Source organism: Streptomyces sp. NPDC057287 (assembly GCF_042667905.1).
GTDB lineage: Bacteria > Actinomycetota > Actinomycetes > Streptomycetales > Streptomycetaceae > Streptomyces.
The window spans coordinates 185,636-201,859 of sequence record NZ_JBHUYV010000014.1 but is presented as its reverse complement, the minus strand read 5'-3'; the positions used below and the strand labels follow the sequence as shown (position 1 = coordinate 201,859).

Sequence of the window (16,224 nt, the reverse complement as noted above, 5' to 3'; positions counted from 1 at the left end):
ATAGCCCGTAGCGAACTGCCGGAGGCGCAGTGGACGTTTCATGGACCCTCTGGGCGTTGACCATTCTTGGTCTGATCGCCCTCATCTCCGTCGACTTCTTCATCGGGCGCAAGCCCCATGACGTGTCGACCAAGGAAGCCGGAATCTGGACCATCGTCTGGATCGCCCTGGCCGTCCTCTTCGGACTCGGCCTGCTGGTCTTCGGCGAGAGCCAGGCCTCGGGCGAATTCTTCGCCGGCTTCATCACCGAGAAGTCGCTCAGTGTCGACAACCTCTTCGTCTTCGTCCTGATCATGGCGAAGTTCTCGGTGCCCTCACACCTTCAGCAACGCGTGCTGCTCATCGGTGTGCTGATCGCCCTGGTGCTGCGTGCGATCTTCATCGCCGCCGGTGCCGCGGTCATCGCCAACTTCTCGTGGATCTTCTACATCTTCGGCGCCTTCCTGATCTACACCGCCTGGAAGCTGATCCAGGAGGCGCGGGCCGACGAGGAGGAGGACGACTTCGAGGAGAACCGGCTCCTGAAGTCGATCGAGCACCGTTTCGGTGTCGCCGACAAGTACCACGGGACCAAGCTCTTCATCCGGAACAACGGCAAGCGCGTCATGACCCCCCTGATGGTGGTCATGCTCGCCATCGGCACCACCGATGTGCTGTTCGCACTGGACTCCATCCCGGCGATCTTCGGCCTGACCCAGGACCCGTACATCGTCTTCACCGCGAACGCCTTCGCCCTGATGGGCCTGCGTCAGCTGTACTTCCTCATCGGCGGTCTGCTGAAGAAGCTGGTCCACCTCAGTTACGGGCTCTCGGTGATCCTCGGGTTCATCGGCGTCAAGCTGGTGCTGCACGCCCTGCACGAGTCCGGGGTGCACGTCCCGGAGATCTCCATCCCGTTCTCCCTCACCTTCATCTGCGCCGTCCTGGTGATCACGACGATCACCAGCCTCATCGCCAACAAGAAGCAGGAAGCGGCGGAGAAGAGCGCGGAGCAGGACGACAGCGAGAACGTCGGCGCGGAGAAGTAGAGCAGGACCGACACAGCGACGGCCGGGGCCCCGCGAGGGGCACCCGGCCGTCGGCCGTCCACGGGTTCACCAGCCGCGCTCGCGCCACTCCGGCAGACCGGGGCGCTCGGCGCCGAGTGTGGTGTCGTGACCGTGCCCCGGGTAGACCCACGTCTCGTCCGGCAGCCGGTCGAAGAGCTTGGTCTCCACGTCGTGGAGCAGGCTCGCGAAGGCCTTCGGGTCCTTGTGCGTATTGCCTACGCCGCCGGGGAAGAGGCAGTCCCCGGTGAACACGTGCGGTGCTCCGTGCGGGTCGTCGTAGACCAGGGCGATGGAGCCCGGGGTATGGCCGGTCAGATGCCTGGCGGTCAGGACGACCCGGCCCACGCGGATCGTGCCGCCGTCCTCGACGGGCTCGTCGGTCGGGACCGGGATGCCCTCGGCGTCGTACCTCCCGGCGTACGTCCGAGCCCCGGTGGCGGCCACGACCTCGCCGAGCGCCTGCCAGTGGTCACCGTGCCGGTGCGTCGTGACGACGGACCTGATGCCGTCCGCGCCGATCAGCCGCAGCAGGGTCCCGGCCTCGGCGGCCGCGTCGATCAGGAGCTGCTCCCCGGTGGCCCGGCACCGCAGCAGGTACGCGTTGTTGTTCATCGGTCCGACGGCGACCTTGGAGATCATCAGGTCCGTCAGCTCGTGCACATCCGCAGGTCCGCCGACCTTGACCGTTCCGCTGTACGTCATGTGACGCAGCCTATAGCGGGGGCAGGGCGGGAAGGCTCCCGCCTTCGACGGTGAGCGCCGAACCGTCGCGGCGTCCGCAGAGCCAGCCGAGAATCCCGGATGCCGTGCCCCGGACCGTGACCGGAGCGCCTTCGGCGCCGCCGCCCGTGGTCCACAGACGGCCGTCCTCCGTGACCGCGGTCACGGGGACGACAGCGGGGTGCCCGGCGAAGCGCTCGGCCAGGAAGTCGTTCTCCCGGGTCACGAACTCCTCGGGCAGGTCCTCCAGCTCGTAGCCCACCCCCAGGTCGACGTGGTGCAGCTCGACCTCGATCCGGCGGCGGAAGGGGATCCGGGAGGCCGAGTCCGTCACACCGTTGCGCAGCGTGACCGTACGTGACCGGTCGGCCGGGGCCTCGGCGGCGGACAGGAAGGCGGATCCGCTCGCGCGCAGGTCGGCGAGCTGTTCGGCAAGCGGCCGGGGTGCGTCACGGTCGATGTCGGCGTCCCGGGTTTCGCTGTTCGCGTACATCGGGTGTCCTCGGAGAACATTTACGAGGGCGTCGGCGTTACGTGACAGGTGGGCGAGAACATGGCCGCGGCTCCAGCCCGGCAGACGCGACGGCCCGGCAACGGCGTCGTCGTCCATCTTGCCCATGGCGCTGAGCAGCCGATCGGTCGCTTCACGTACAGCTTCCAGGTCGTGCGCATGATCAGTCATGGGCCGAGCGTAGACCCCGCCACTCATTCGGGTGATGGAGTCTTCGGTCGACCGTAAATCGAATGCGCGTGCTATACGCTCGGAGTCGAAAGCTTCGTACATCACTGTGGCGCCCCCCATACCCTGGGACAGGGGCTCAGTTCTCCCACTTCTCTCCAGAAAGGTGCGGACCGGCGTGGCCGACCGTCTCATCGTCCGTGGCGCGCGCGAGCACAACCTGAAGAACGTCTCGCTCGATCTCCCCCGTGACTCCCTCATCGTCTTCACCGGGCTCTCCGGGTCGGGCAAGTCCTCGCTCGCGTTCGACACGATCTTCGCCGAGGGGCAGCGGCGCTACGTGGAGTCACTCTCCTCGTACGCCCGGCAGTTCCTCGGCCAGATGGACAAGCCGGACGTGGACTTCATCGAAGGACTCTCGCCCGCCGTCTCCATCGACCAGAAGTCGACCTCGCGCAACCCGCGCTCGACGGTCGGCACCATCACCGAGGTCTACGACTACCTCCGGCTGCTCTTCGCCAGGATCGGCAAGCCGCACTGCCCCGAGTGCGCCAGGCCCATCGCGCGCCAGTCGCCGCAGGCCATCGTCGACAAGGTGCTCGGCCTGCCCGAGGGCAGCCGCTTCCAGGTCCTCTCCCCGCTGGTCCGCGAGCGCAAGGGGGAGTTCGTCGACCTCTTCGCCGATCTCCAGACCAAGGGCTACAGCAGGGCCCGGGTCGACGGCGAGACGGTCCAGCTGTCCGAGCCCCCCACGCTGAAGAAGCAGGAGAAGCACACCATCGAGGTGGTCATCGACCGCCTCACGGTGAAGGAGGGCGCCAAGCGCCGGCTGACCGACTCCGTCGAGACGGCGCTGGGTCTCTCCGGCGGGATGGTCGTGCTCGACTTCGTCGACCTGGAGGCGGACGACCCCGAGCGTGAGCGGATGTACTCCGAGCACCTCTACTGCCCCTACGACGACCTCTCCTTCGAGGAGCTGGAGCCCCGCTCCTTCTCCTTCAACTCCCCGTTCGGCGCCTGCCCCGACTGCACCGGCATCGGTACGCGGATGGAGGTCGACCCGGAGCTGATCGTCCCGGACGAGGACAAGTCCCTGGACGAGGGTGCGATCCACCCCTGGTCGCACGGCCACACCAAGGAGTACTTCGGGCGTCAGATCGCCGCACTGGCCGACGCCCTCGGATTCCGTACGGACATCCCGTGGGCCGGGCTCCCGCAGCGCGCCAAGAAGGCGCTGCTCCACGGCCACAAGATCCAGACCGAGGTGCGCTACCGCAACAGGTACGGGCGCGAGCGCGCCTACACCACCCCCCGGTTCGAAGGCGCCGTCCAGTTCGTCAAGCGGCGGCACTCCGAGGCCGAGAGCGACTCCAGCCGTGAGCGCTTCGAGGGCTACATGCGCGAGGTGGCCTGCCCGACCTGTGAGGGCACCCGGCTCAAGCCCCTGGTCCTCGCGGTGACGGTGATGGAGAAGTCCATCGCCGAGGTCGCCGCGATGTCGATCAGCGAGTGCGCCGAGTTCCTCGGCCGCCTCAAGCTGAACGCGCGTGACAAGAAGATCGCCGAGCGGGTCCTCAAGGAGGTCAACGAGCGGCTGAAGTTCCTCGTGGACGTCGGCCTCGACTACCTCTCGCTGAACCGCGCCGCGGGCACCCTGTCGGGCGGCGAGGCCCAGCGCATCCGGCTCGCCACCCAGATCGGTTCCGGGCTCGTCGGCGTGCTGTACGTGCTGGACGAGCCGTCCATCGGCCTGCACCAGCGCGACAACCACCGGCTGATCGAGACCCTGGTCCGGCTCAGGGACATGGGCAACACGCTCATCGTCGTCGAGCACGACGAGGACACCATCAAGGTCGCCGACTGGGTCGTCGACATCGGCCCGGGCGCGGGTGAGCACGGCGGCAAGGTCGTCCACTCCGGCTCGCTCAAGGAGCTGCTGGCCAACAAGGAGTCCATCACCGGGCAGTACCTCTCGGGCAAGAGGGCTATCGAGATGCCCGACGTCCGGCGCCCGGTCGACCCGAAGCGCCGGCTCACGGTGCACGGCGCCCGGGAGAACAACCTCCAGGACATCGACGTCTCCTTCCCGCTCGGTGTGCTCACGGCCGTCACCGGCGTCTCCGGCTCGGGGAAGTCGACCCTGGTCAACGACATCCTCTACACCCACCTGGCGCGCGAGCTCAACGGCGCCAAGTCGGTCCCCGGACGGCACACCCGCGTCGACGGCGACGACCTCGTCGACAAGGTCGTCCACGTCGACCAGTCGCCGATCGGCAGGACGCCCCGGTCCAACCCGGCCACGTACACCGGAGTCTTCGACCACGTCCGCAGGCTCTTCGCCGAGACGATGGAGGCGAAGGTGCGCGGCTATCTGCCGGGCCGCTTCTCCTTCAACGTCAAGGGCGGGCGCTGCGAGAACTGCTCCGGCGACGGCACGATCAAGATCGAGATGAACTTCCTGCCCGACGTGTACGTCCCGTGCGAGGTCTGCCACGGCGCGCGCTACAACCGGGAGACGCTGGAGGTCCACTACAAGGGCAAGTCCATCGCCGAGGTGCTGGACATGCCGATCGAGGAGGGGCTCGAATTCTTCGAGGCCGTCCCGACGATCGCCCGCCACCTCCGTACGCTCAACGAGGTCGGCCTCGGATACGTCAGGCTCGGCCAGTCCGCGCCGACGCTCTCCGGCGGTGAGGCACAGCGGGTGAAGCTGGCGAGCGAGCTGCAGAAGCGCTCCACCGGCCGCACGGTCTACGTCCTGGACGAGCCGACGACCGGCCTGCACTTCGAGGACATCAGCAAGCTCATCTCGGTGCTGTCCGGCCTGGTCGACAAGGGCAACACGGTGATCGTCATCGAGCACAACCTCGATGTCATCAAGACCGCCGACTGGGTCGTCGACATGGGCCCCGAGGGCGGCAACGGCGGCGGTCTCGTCGTCGCCGAGGGCACCCCGGAGCACATCGCCTCGGTGCCGGCCAGCCACACCGGGAAGTTCCTCCAGGAAGTCCTGGGAGCGGACCGGATCGGTGAGGCGGCGGTGCCCGCGGCCCGCAAGGCCCGCAAGGCGCCCGCGAAGAAGGCCGTCGCCGCCAAGGCGACCACGGCCCGGAGGACGGCCACGGCCAGGACGGCCGGAAAGGCCGCTGCCGATCAGCCCGCGCCGAAGAAGGCGGCCCGCACGCGGAAGGCCTGACAGCGGACGGACGGGGCGGCCCCGGCGGACGGGGGACCGCCCCGTCGCAACAGGGCCGCTCGGTCCGCCGTGCCCTTCCGCCTCGCCCGCAGACCCTGCCCGCCCGCCGGGTGCTCCCCGCCCGGCGGGCACTCCCCGGGGCCGGTCGAGAGGCCGGGCCTCTCCGTCGGTATCGTCGGGTCTGTCGCCAATGCGTTCAGGTGCGGCCCGTGCCCCACGTCCGTGGCACCCGGTGCCCCGGACGGTCACGGCGGCTCTTCTGTCCCTCCAGACCAGTGGAGACCGCATGTCCCGCCTGCCCGCCGCCCGCCGCACCGTCCTGAAGGGCGCCGCTCTCGCCGGTGCCGCCGGGCTGGGAGCGGCAGCCTGCTCGACCGAGTCCAAGCTCGGTCACGCACAGACGCCGACGCCCACCGCGCCCGTGGAGCTCGGCGCCGCGGACGAGGTCCCTGTCGGCGGGGCGAAGCTCTACCGGGAGCAGCGGGTCGTCGTGAGCTGCCCGGCCGCCGGTCAGTACAAGGCGTTCAGCGCCCAGTGCACCCACGCCGGCTGCCTCCTCGACAAGGTCGAGGAGAACGAGGGCAACTGTCCCTGCCACGGCAGCCGCTTCGACGTGACCACAGGGAAGGCGGTGCAGGGCCCGGCCACCGTGCCGCTGCCCTCCGTCCCGGTGAAGCTCGAGAACGGGAAGCTCGTGGCGGGCCCCGGGGCCTGAGCCCCGCCGGGGGAGGCCCGTCGCAGGTCTCGGGGGCCCCGGAAATCCCGCTCTGTCACCGCCCGCAAGTAGGGTGTGAGACATGGCAGACCCCTCCAGCTACCGCCCCAAGCCGGGACAGATCCCCGACTCCCCGGGGGTCTACAAGTTCCGCGACGAGCACCGCCGTGTGATCTACGTCGGGAAGGCCAAGAACCTCCGCCAGCGCCTGGCCAATTACTTCCAGGACCTCGCCGGCCTGCATCCGCGCACCCGCACGATGGTCACCACGGCGGCCTCCGTGGAGTGGACCGTGGTCTCCACCGAGGTCGAGGCGCTTCAGCTGGAGTACTCCTGGATCAAGGAGTTCGACCCCCGGTTCAACGTCAAGTACCGCGACGACAAGAGCTACCCCTACCTCGCGGTCACGCTCAACGAGGAGTTCCCGCGCGTCCAGGTCATGCGCGGCGCCAAGAAGAAGGGCGTGCGCTACTTCGGCCCCTACGGGCACGCCTGGGCCATCCGCGAGACCGTCGACCTGATGCTCCGGGTCTTCCCCGTGCGCACCTGCTCCGCGGGCGTCTTCAAGAACGCCGAGCGGACCGGCCGGCCCTGCCTCCTCGGCTACATCGGCAAGTGCTCCGCCCCGTGCGTCGGACGGGTCACCCCGGAGGAACACCGCGATCTCGCCGACGACTTCTGCGACTTCATGGCGGGCCGAACCGGGACGTACATCCGCCGCCTGGAGAAGGACATGATGCAGGCGGCCGAGGAGATGGAGTACGAGCGGGCGGCGCGGCTTCGTGACGACGCGGAGGCGCTCAAGCGGGCCATGGAGAAGAGCGCCGTGGTCCTCGCCGACGCCACCGACGCCGACCTGATCGCCGTGGCCGAGGACGAACTCGAAGCGGCGGTCCAGATCTTCCACGTCCGCGGCGGACGGGTGCGGGGCCAGCGCGGCTGGGTCACCGACAAGGTCGAGGCCGTCGACACGGCGGGCCTGGTGGAACACGCGCTCCAGCAGTTGTACGGGGAGGAGTCGGGCGACTCCGTTCCCAAGGAGGTGCTGGTCCCGGCACTCCCCGAGGACCCCGAGGCCGTGTCCCAGTGGCTCGCGGACCGCAGGGGGTCCCAGGTCAGCCTCCGGATCCCGCAGCGTGGCGACAAGAAGGACCTGATGGTCACGGTCCAGCGCAACGCCCAGCAGGCGCTGGGGCTGCACAAGACCAAGCGGGCCTCCGACCTCACGACGCGTTCCCGCGCCCTGGAGGAGATCGCCGAGGCACTCGGTCTCGACTCGGCGCCGTTGCGCGTCGAGTGCTTCGACATCTCGCACCTCCAGGGTGACGACGTGGTCGCGTCCATGGTGGTCTTCGAGGACGGTCTCGCCCGCAAGAGCGAATACCGCCGCTTCCAGATCAAGGGCTTCGAGGGCCAGGACGACGTCCGCTCGATGCACGAGGTCATCGGCCGCCGCTTCAAGCGCTACCTGCAGGAGCGGGAGCGGACGGGGGAGTGGGAGGAGACCCCGGCACCCACGGGCCCCGTCCCGGCCCCCGCAGCCGCACCCGCACCACTCACGGACGCCGGGGAGCACGTGGCCGGGGCAGGCGCAGCGGAGGTGTCCGGCTCCGCCGCCCTCCGGGAGGAGTCCCGCGAGGACGACGGCCGTCCCAAGCGCTTCGCCTATCCGCCGCAGCTCGTCGTCGTCGACGGAGGACAGCCCCAGGTCGCCGCGGCCAAGCGGGCCCTGGACGAGCTGGGCATCGACGACATCGCCGTCTGCGGTCTCGCCAAGCGTCTCGAAGAGGTCTGGCTGCCCGACGACGACGACCCGGTGGTCCTGCCCCGCTCCAGCGAGGGCCTCTACCTCCTCCAGCGCATTCGGGACGAGGCCCACCGCTTCGCCATCGCCTATCAGCGGGCGAAGCGGGCCAAGCGGATCCGCAGCAGCCCCCTGGACGACGTCCCCGGGCTCGGCGAGACGCGCAAGCAGGCGCTGATCAAGCATTTCGGCTCCGTCAAGAAGCTGCGGCAGGCGACAATCGACGAGATCTGCGAGGTGCCGGGGATAGGGCGCAGGACCGCGGAATCGGTGGCTGTGGCCTTCGCGGCGGCCGCCCCGGCCGCGCCCGCCGTGAACACCGCCACAGGAGAGATCATTGAAGAGGACGACGGGGGCAGCAGGCCATGACCGAGCACGCGCATGAACCCAGCAACGAACACGGCCGAGCAGACGGAGCAGCACACGTGAGTACGGGAAGCACCACGGAGGAGGCCGAGGCCACCACGCCCGCCATTCCCGAGCTGGTGATCATCTCCGGGATGTCCGGCGCCGGGCGCAGCACGGCCGCCAAGTGTCTGGAGGACCTCGGCTGGTTCGTCGTGGACAACCTGCCGCCCGCGCTGATCCCCACCATGGTGGAGCTCGGCGCCCGGTCCCAGGGCAACGTCGCCCGTATCGCCGTCGTCGTCGACGTGCGGGGCCGGCGCTTCTTCGACAACCTCCGGGAGTCCCTCGCGGACCTGGCGGCCAAGCACGTCACCCGGCGGATCGTCTTCCTGGAGTCCTCCGACGACGCCCTCGTACGCCGTTTCGAATCGGTCCGCCGCCCGCACCCGCTCCAGGGGGACGGCCGCATCGTCGACGGCATCGCGGCCGAGCGTGACCTGCTGCGCGAGCTGCGGGGCGACGCCGACCTGGTCATCGACACCTCCAGCCTCAACGTGCACGAGCTGCGGGCCAAGATGGACGCCCAGTTCGCCGGCGACGAGGAGCCGGAGCTGCGGGCGACGGTGATGTCCTTCGGCTTCAAGTACGGCCTGCCGGTCGACGCCGACCTCGTCGTGGACTGCCGCTTCCTGCCCAACCCGCACTGGGTCCCGGAGCTCCGCCCCTTCACCGGGCTCAACGAGGAGGTGTCCGACTACGTCTTCGACCAGCCGGGCGCCAAGGAATTCCTCAACCAGTACACGGAGCTGCTCCAGCTGATCGCCGCCGGCTACCGGCGCGAGGGCAAGCGGTACGTGACCATCGCCGTCGGCTGCACCGGCGGCAAGCACCGCTCCGTCGCGATGTCGGAGAAGCTGGCCGCCCGGCTGGCCACCGAAGGGATCGAGACCGTCCTCGTCCACCGGGACATGGGGCGCGAGTGACCAGTCGCAATCTGCGTCAGCGCCGGCTGAGCAGGGCCACGGCCGCGCTCTCCGGCCGCAAGCGCGGCGCACAGCCCAAGGTCGTCGCCCTCGGCGGCGGCATGGGGCTGTCCGCCTCGCTCACGGCGCTGCGCCGGATCACCGGCGACCTCACGGCCGTGGTCACCGTCGCCGACGACGGCGGCTCCAGCGGCCGCCTCAGGGAGGAGCTCGGCGTGCTCCCCCCGGGCGACCTGCGCAAAGCGCTGGCCGCGCTCTGCGGGGACGACGAATGGGGCCAGACCTGGGCCCGGGTCATCCAGCACCGCTTCGAGTCCAAGGGCGACCTGCACGAGCACGCGGTGGGCAATCTGCTCATCGTCGCCCTCTGGGAGCAGCTGGGAGACCCCGTCCAGGCCCTGGACCTGGTCGGCAAGCTCCTCGGGGCGCACGGCAGGGTGCTGCCGATGTCCGCCGTCCCCCTGGAGCTCCAGGCGCTCGTGAGGGGGCACGACCAGGAGCGCCCCGAGGACGTCGTCACCGTGCGGGGCCAGGCGACGGTGGCGCTGACCCCCGGCGAGGTGCAGTCCGTCCACGTCGTCCCGGCCGATCCGCCCGCGGTCCCCGAAGCGGTGGCCGCCGTCCTCGACGCCGACTGGGTGGTGCTCGGTCCGGGGTCGTGGTTCTCCTCGGTGATTCCGCACCTGCTGGTGCCCGAACTGCTCGACGCGCTCGTGACCACGAAGGCCCGTAAGGTCCTCTCGCTGAACCTCGCACCGCAGCCCGGTGAAACAGAAGGCTTCTCACCGCAGCGTCATTTGGAGGTTTTGGGACGACACGCCCCTAAACTCGCCATGGACGTGGTGCTGGCCGACGAGGCCGCCGTGCCCGACCGCGAGTCCCTCGCCGACGCCGCACAGCGGCTCGGAGCCGCGGTCGAGCTGGCTCCCGTGGCCTCACCCGACGGCGTTCCGATTCATGATCCGGAGCTGTTGGCCGCCGCGTACGACCGTATTTTTCGGATGCATGGAAGGATCGGCCCATGGCGATGACGCCAGCGGTGAAGGACGAAGTTTCTCGGCTTCCCGTGACCCGGACCTGCTGCAGAAAGGCAGAGGTCTCGGCGATTCTTCGGTTCGCGGGCGGGCTGCACCTGGTGAGCGGCCGGATCGTGATCGAGGCCGAGCTGGACACGGCTATGGCCGCCCGCCGGCTCAAGCGGGACATCCTCGAGATCTTCGGGCACAGCTCGGAGCTGATCGTGATGGCCCCCGGCGGACTGCGCCGGGGCTCCCGCTACGTCGTGCGGGTCGTGGCGGGCGGTGACCAGCTGGCGCGCCAGACCGGTCTGGTGGACGGCCGCGGCCGTCCCATCCGCGGCCTGCCGCCGCAGGTGGTCTCGGGGGCCACCTGCGACGCGGAGGCGGCCTGGCGCGGTGCCTTCCTGGCGCACGGCTCGCTCACCGAGCCCGGCCGTTCCTCCTCGCTCGAGGTGACCTGCCCCGGCCCGGAGGCCGCTCTCGCCCTGGTGGGTGCCGCCCGCAGGCTCTCCATCGCGGCCAAGGCCCGCGAGGTGCGCGGGGTCGACCGTGTCGTCGTCCGCGACGGCGACGCCATCGGGGCCCTGCTGACCCGCCTCGGCGCCCATGAGTCGGTGCTGGCGTGGGAGGAGCGCCGGATGCGGCGCGAGGTCCGGGCGACGGCCAACCGGCTCGCCAACTTCGACGACGCCAACCTCCGCCGCTCCGCCCGGGCCGCGGTGGCGGCCGGAGCCCGTGTGGGCCGCGCGCTGGAGATCCTCGGCGAGGAGGTCCCGGAACACCTCGCGGCGGCGGGACGGCTGCGTATGGAGCACAAGCAGGCGTCCCTGGAGGAGCTGGGAGCGCTCGCCGACCCGCCGCTGACCAAGGACGCGGTCGCGGGCAGGATCCGGCGCCTGCTGGCCATGGCCGACAAGCGGGCCCAGGACCTCGGCATCCCCGGCACGGAGTCGACCCTCAGCGAGGAGCTGGCCGACGGCCTCGTGGGCTGAGAACGGCACGGGAGCCCCGGCCGGCCCGCCTTCCGGCGCGGCCGGGGCTCGGCTCGGCGGCCGGGCTCCGAAGGTACCGGGCTCAGGCACCGGGGCTCGGTGCCCGGGCTCCGAAGCCGACCGGGCTCCGAAGCCGGCCGGGCTTCGAAGGCGGCGGCACTTTCGCGCCAGGGGCGGGAGCCATTCCCGGAATTCGACGATGAGCCATTTCGGAATAGTCCGAGTGCCACCCCGCACAAATGAGCGGCGCGAGCTTCGTCGGTTTCACCGCACGCAGGCCCCGAAAATGCGCGGACAGCCGCGCTTTCATCGATTGAGTACCGCTCCGCACAATTGAGCGCTACTCCTCGCGGTGTCCCGTACGGGTGCTTCGCAAGCGCACCGCGGGAGTGTCCGCCGGGCCCGCTCATGGCCGGAACCGCGAGGACTGAGTCCGCGTCAGTGACTCCTGGTGACGCCGCCCCGGAGGGGGCGCGGTCCGCCCCTCTCCGGCAAGGGGTGCAGCTCCGGCGGGTGTTGACGCTCGGTGACCGTGCCGCCCGCGGTGGGCATGGCCGCCGCGCTTCAAGGCCGGAATACCCTGCTCCTACTCGGGAGTAAGGAGATCTCCGTTCGTACCGTCCCTCTCGATGTCACTCCGGAGGCTTCGGAGAGGTAGGGTCGGAGGCGGTCGGGGACATCCCTAATAAAACTCGCCGGCATCGAAACCGGCGTTCCTAACGAGGAGATCGGTTCGTGACGATCCGCGTAGGCATCAACGGCTTTGGCCGCATCGGTCGTAACTACTTCCGCGCGCTGCTGGAGCAGGGTGCGGACATCGAGATCGTGGCTGTCAACGACCTGGGTGACACTGCGACCACGGCTCACCTGCTGAAGTACGACACCATTCTGGGTCGTCTCAAGGCAGAGGTCAGCCACACCGCCGACACCATCACCGTCGACGGTCACACCATCAAGGTGCTCTCCGAGCGCAACCCGGCCGACATCCCCTGGGGTGAGCTGGGCGTCGACATCGTCATCGAGTCGACCGGCATCTTCACCAAGAAGGCCGACGCCGCGAAGCACATCGCCGGTGGCGCCAAGAAGGTCCTCATCTCGGCTCCGGCCAAGGACGAGGACATCACCATCGTGATGGGCGTCAACCAGGACAAGTACGACGCGGCCAACCACCACGTCATCTCCAACGCCTCCTGCACCACCAACTGTGTGGCGCCGATGGCCAAGGTTCTCGACGAGAACTTCGGCATCGTCAAGGGCCTGATGACGACGGTCCACGCGTACACGAACGACCAGCGGATCCTGGACTTCCCGCACTCGGACCTGCGTCGCGCCCGCGCCGCCGCCGAGAACATCATCCCGACCACGACGGGCGCCGCCAAGGCGACCGCCCTGGTCCTCCCGCAGCTCAAGGGCAAGCTCGACGGCATCGCGATGCGCGTCCCGGTCCCGACCGGTTCCGCCACCGACCTCGTCGTGACCCTGCAGCGCGAGGTCACCAAGGACGAGGTCAACGCCGCGTTCAAGAAGGCGTCCGACGACGGCGACCTCAAGGGCTTCCTGACGTACACCGAGGACCCGATCGTGTCCTCGGACATCGTCGGCGACCCGTCGTCCTGCACCTTCGACTCCTCCCTGACCATGGTCCAGGAGGGCAACTCGGTGAAGATCCTCGGCTGGTACGACAACGAGTGGGGTTACTCCAACCGCCTCGTCGACCTGACCGTCTTCGTCGGCGGCCAGCTCTGATCCTAGGATCGGCAGGCATCCAGGTGTGATGTGAAGGGGCTCGGACGGCGCGACGCGGCGCCGTTCGAGCCCCCTCGCATGCTCATCAGTCCTTCCAAGGAGTATGGGAACAGATGAAGACGATCGACGAACTTCTCGCCGAAGGGGTCGCGGGCAAGCGGGTATTCGTCCGCGCCGACCTCAACGTGCCGCTGGACGGCACCACGATCACCGACGACGGGCGCATCCGCGCCGTCAGCCCGACGGTCGCCGCGCTCGCCGCGGGCGGCGCGCGGGTCGTCGTCGCCTCGCACCTCGGCCGCCCCAAGGGCGCACCGGACCCGGCCTTCTCGCTGGCGCCCGCCGCCGCCCGCCTGGGTGAGCTGCTCGGTGCCGAGGTCGCCTTCGCGACCGACACCGTGGGCGAGTCCGCGCGGGCCACGGTCGCCGCCCTCACCGACGGCCAGGTCGCGGTCATCGAGAACCTCCGCTTCAACGCCGGTGAGACGTCGAAGGACGACGCCGAGCGCGGTGCCTTCGCCGACCAGCTCGCCGAGCTGGCCGATGTGTACGTGGGTGACGGCTTCGGCGCCGTCCACCGCAAGCACGCCTCGGTCTTCGACCTCCCGGCCCGGCTGCCGCACGCGGCCGGCGGCCTGATCGCCACCGAGGTCGGCGTACTCAAGAAGCTCACCGAGGACGTCACGCGCCCCTACGTCGTCGTCCTCGGCGGCTCCAAGGTCTCCGACAAGCTCGGCGTCATCGACCACCTGCTGGAGAAGGCCGACCGCATCCTCATCGGCGGCGGCATGGCGTACACCTTCCTCAAGGCCCAGGGCCACGAGGTCGGCAGCTCCCTCCTCCAGGAGGACCAGATCCCGGCGGTGCTCGGCTACCTCAAGCGCGCCGAGGAGAAGGGCGTCGAGTTCGTGCTGCCCGTCGACGTCGTCGTCTCCGCGCAGTTCCCGGACCTCAAGACCAAGGCCCCGAGCAACCCGAGCACGGTCGCCGCGGACGCCATCCCGGCCGGCGTGATGGGCCTGGACAACGGCCCGGAGACCAACAAGCTCTACGCCTCGAAGCTCGCCGACGCCGCCACCGTCTTCTGGAACGGCCCGATGGGCGTCTTCGAGCACCCCGACTACGCCGAGGGCACCAAGGCGGTCGCCCAGGCCCTCGTCGACTCCCAGGCCTTCACCGTCGTCGGCGGCGGCGACTCCGCGGCCGCCGTCCGCATCCTGGGCTTCGACGAGAACGCATTCGGCCACATCTCGACCGGTGGCGGCGCCAGCCTCGAATACCTCGAGGGCAAGACGCTTCCCGGCCTCGCCGCACTGGAGGACTGACCTTTCATGACCACCCGCACCCCGCTCATGGCGGGCAACTGGAAGATGAACCTCAACCACCTCGAGGCCATCGCACACGTCCAGAAGCTCGCTTTCGCCCTGGCCGACAAGGACTACGACGCGGTCGAGGTCGCCGTCCTGCCGCCCTTCACGGACCTGCGGTCCGTGCAGACGCTGGTCGACGGCGACAAGCTGAAGATCAAGTACGGCGCCCAGGACATCTCGGCGCAGGACTCCGGCGCGTACACCGGTGAGATCTCCGGCCCGATGCTCGCCAAGCTGAAGTGCACCTTCGTCGCCGTCGGTCACAGCGAGCGCCGCCAGTACCACGGCGAGAACGACGAGATCTGCAACGCCAAGGTGAAGGCCGCCTACAAGCACGGGCTGACCCCGATCCTCTGCGTCGGCGAGGGGCTGGACATCCGCAAGGCCGGTGACCAGGTCTCCTACACGCTGGCGCAGCTCGACGGCGCGCTGAAGGACATCCCGGCCGAGCAGGCCGAGTCCATCGTGATCGCCTACGAGCCGGTCTGGGCCATCGGGACCGGCGAGGTCGCGACCCCCGAGGACGCGCAGGAGGTCTGCGGCGCGATCCGCCGCCGACTCGCCGAGCTGTACTCGCAGGAGCTGGCCGACGCCGTCCGCATCCAGTACGGCGGCTCGGTGAAGTCCGGCAACGTCGCGGCCATCATGGCGCAGCCCGACGTGGACGGTGCCCTGATCGGGGGCGCCGCGCTCGACGCCGACGAGTTCGTCAAGATCGTCCGCTTCCGCGACCAGTAGGATCGTCCGCTTCCGCGAACGGTGAGTATGCGGCGGCGCCGATCCGTCGTACCCTTGCGGGGGCCAGGGGGGTGTACCCCCGGGCCCCCGCTGTTCGTACATGCAGTCCTAGGAATTCCGGAAAGTAGGGACCAGCCGTGGTTTTGGCGTTCGAGATCGCCCTGATCGTCTTCAGCCTGCTGCTGATGCTGCTGGTGCTGATGCACAAGGGAAAGGGCGGCGGTCTGTCCGACATGTTCGGTGGCGGGATGCAGTCCTCCGTGGGCGGCTCGTCGGTCGCCGAGCGGAACCTCGACCGCATCACCGTCGTGGTCGGTCTGGCTTGGTTCGCGTGCATCGTCGTCCTGGCTCTGCTCATCAAGCTGGACAGCTGACCCCGCGTCCGCGAATCCCGGTGAGGGTGTAACTCCTTTCACTGGACGCGCGTTGGGCCTTACGTAGACTGGGGCATCTTCGAGCACCATCACGCAGGGAGTTACGACCGTGGCAAGTGGCAACGCGATCCGGGGAAGCCGGGTCGGAGCGGGCCCGATGGGGGAGGCCGAGCGAGGCGAGTCCGCGCCGCGCCTCCGCATCTCCTTCTGGTGCTCGAACGGGCACGAGACGCAGCCGAGCTTCGCCCATGACGCGCAGGTACCGGAGACCTGGGACTGCCCGCGCTGCGGCTTCCCGGCCGGACAGGACAGGGACAGCCCGCCGGCTCCGACGCGCACCGAGCCGTACAAGACCCACCTGGCGTACGTGCGCGAGCGGCGCAGCGACGCCGACGGCGAAGCGATCCTCGCCGAAGCCCTCGCGAAACTCCGCGGCGAGATCTAGACCGAGTTGTTCACCGGCCGGCCACCCCCTGGGTGCCCGGCCGGAA

General features: G+C 69.5%; 14 protein-coding genes. 12 read left to right on the top strand and 2 right to left on the bottom strand.

Features of this window, described 5'->3' with window-relative positions:
- Positions 1 to 29 precede the first annotated feature (29 nt).
- The gene (locus ACFUNE_RS26155; protein WP_383572807.1) at positions 30 to 1,028 is read left to right on the top strand and encodes a TerC family protein; all 999 of its coding nucleotides are present in this window, start codon (positions 30 to 32) and stop codon (positions 1,026 to 1,028) included.
- Positions 1,029 to 1,094: 66 nt separating this feature from the next.
- Here the strand turns inward: ACFUNE_RS26155 and ACFUNE_RS26150 are convergent, their stop codons facing one another.
- Positions 1,095 to 1,751: an MBL fold metallo-hydrolase gene (locus tag ACFUNE_RS26150; protein ID WP_383572804.1), complete on the bottom strand. Its 657-nt coding sequence runs from the start codon at positions 1,749 to 1,751 to the stop codon at positions 1,095 to 1,097.
- A 10-nt stretch (positions 1,752 to 1,761) separates the two neighbouring features.
- Entirely contained in the window at positions 1,762 to 2,451 is a 690-nt protein-coding gene (locus ACFUNE_RS26145) for a maleylpyruvate isomerase family mycothiol-dependent enzyme (protein ID WP_383572802.1), read from the bottom strand.
- A 175-nt stretch (positions 2,452 to 2,626) separates the two neighbouring features.
- Here ACFUNE_RS26145 and uvrA point away from each other — a divergent pair, with 175 nt between their 5' ends.
- From uvrA to ACFUNE_RS26090, 11 genes are all read left to right on the top strand, one after another.
- Complete coding sequence (gene uvrA / locus ACFUNE_RS26140) at positions 2,627 to 5,644, top strand: excinuclease ABC subunit UvrA (RefSeq protein ID WP_383572799.1); 3,018 nt, start codon at positions 2,627 to 2,629, stop codon at positions 5,642 to 5,644.
- Between the two features lie 286 nt (positions 5,645 to 5,930).
- Positions 5,931 to 6,359 (top strand): Rieske (2Fe-2S) protein, encoded by a 429-nt coding sequence (locus ACFUNE_RS26135; RefSeq protein WP_383572796.1) that lies wholly within the window; start codon positions 5,931 to 5,933, stop codon positions 6,357 to 6,359.
- An 82-nt stretch (positions 6,360 to 6,441) separates the two neighbouring features.
- Positions 6,442 to 8,532 (top strand): excinuclease ABC subunit UvrC, encoded by a 2,091-nt coding sequence (gene uvrC, locus ACFUNE_RS26130; RefSeq protein WP_383572793.1) that lies wholly within the window; start codon positions 6,442 to 6,444, stop codon positions 8,530 to 8,532.
- Positions 8,529 to 9,494: an RNase adapter RapZ gene (gene rapZ, locus ACFUNE_RS26125; protein WP_383572790.1), complete on the top strand. Its 966-nt coding sequence runs from the start codon at positions 8,529 to 8,531 to the stop codon at positions 9,492 to 9,494. Before uvrC ends, rapZ begins: the two co-directional genes overlap by 4 nt.
- Entirely contained in the window at positions 9,491 to 10,525 is a 1,035-nt protein-coding gene (gene yvcK, locus ACFUNE_RS26120; protein ID WP_383572787.1) for a uridine diphosphate-N-acetylglucosamine-binding protein YvcK, read from the top strand. The genes rapZ and yvcK overlap by 4 nt, the downstream gene beginning before the upstream one ends.
- Positions 10,516 to 11,505, top strand: coding sequence for a DNA-binding protein WhiA (whiA, locus tag ACFUNE_RS26115; protein ID WP_018104603.1), 990 nt, complete (start codon positions 10,516 to 10,518; stop codon positions 11,503 to 11,505). The genes yvcK and whiA overlap by 10 nt, the downstream gene beginning before the upstream one ends.
- Before the next feature lie 735 nt (positions 11,506 to 12,240).
- Positions 12,241 to 13,251, top strand: a complete 1,011-nt coding sequence (gene gap / locus ACFUNE_RS26110) for a type I glyceraldehyde-3-phosphate dehydrogenase (RefSeq protein ID WP_329227566.1) — start codon at positions 12,241 to 12,243, stop codon at positions 13,249 to 13,251.
- 113 nt (positions 13,252 to 13,364) lie between these two features.
- The gene (locus ACFUNE_RS26105) at positions 13,365 to 14,576 is read left to right on the top strand and encodes a phosphoglycerate kinase (protein ID WP_383572784.1); all 1,212 of its coding nucleotides are present in this window, start codon (positions 13,365 to 13,367) and stop codon (positions 14,574 to 14,576) included.
- Positions 14,577 to 14,582: 6 nt separating this feature from the next.
- Positions 14,583 to 15,359, top strand: a complete 777-nt coding sequence (gene tpiA / locus ACFUNE_RS26100) for a triose-phosphate isomerase (RefSeq protein ID WP_031094496.1) — start codon at positions 14,583 to 14,585, stop codon at positions 15,357 to 15,359.
- Positions 15,360 to 15,496: 137 nt separating this feature from the next.
- Entirely contained in the window at positions 15,497 to 15,733 is a 237-nt protein-coding gene (gene secG, locus ACFUNE_RS26095) for a preprotein translocase subunit SecG (RefSeq protein WP_014156893.1), read from the top strand.
- A 109-nt stretch (positions 15,734 to 15,842) separates the two neighbouring features.
- A complete protein-coding gene (locus tag ACFUNE_RS26090; protein ID WP_383572780.1) occupies positions 15,843 to 16,178 on the top strand; it encodes an RNA polymerase-binding protein RbpA in 336 nt (111 codons plus the stop codon).
- Positions 16,179 to 16,224 lie beyond the last annotated feature (46 nt).

What these genes read in the sequence shown, in the direction of transcription:
- uvrC (WP_383572793.1), top strand. Translation starts at nt 6,442, where the DNA reads ATGGCAGACCCCTCCAGCTACCGCCCCAAGCCGGGACAGATCCCCGAC.
- ACFUNE_RS26135 (WP_383572796.1), top strand. Translation starts at nt 5,931, where the DNA reads ATGTCCCGCCTGCCCGCCGCCCGCCGCACCGTCCTGAAGGGCGCCGCT.
- ACFUNE_RS26145 (WP_383572802.1), bottom strand. Translation starts at nt 2,451, where the DNA reads ATGACTGATCATGCGCACGACCTGGAAGCTGTACGTGAAGCGACCGAT.
- ACFUNE_RS26150 (WP_383572804.1), bottom strand. Translation starts at nt 1,751, where the DNA reads ATGACGTACAGCGGAACGGTCAAGGTCGGCGGACCTGCGGATGTGCAC.
- whiA (WP_018104603.1), top strand. Translation starts at nt 10,516, where the DNA reads ATGGCGATGACGCCAGCGGTGAAGGACGAAGTTTCTCGGCTTCCCGTG.
- tpiA (WP_031094496.1), top strand. Translation starts at nt 14,583, where the DNA reads ATGACCACCCGCACCCCGCTCATGGCGGGCAACTGGAAGATGAACCTC.
- ACFUNE_RS26105 (WP_383572784.1), top strand. Translation starts at nt 13,365, where the DNA reads ATGAAGACGATCGACGAACTTCTCGCCGAAGGGGTCGCGGGCAAGCGG.
- rapZ (WP_383572790.1), top strand. Translation starts at nt 8,529, where the DNA reads ATGACCGAGCACGCGCATGAACCCAGCAACGAACACGGCCGAGCAGAC.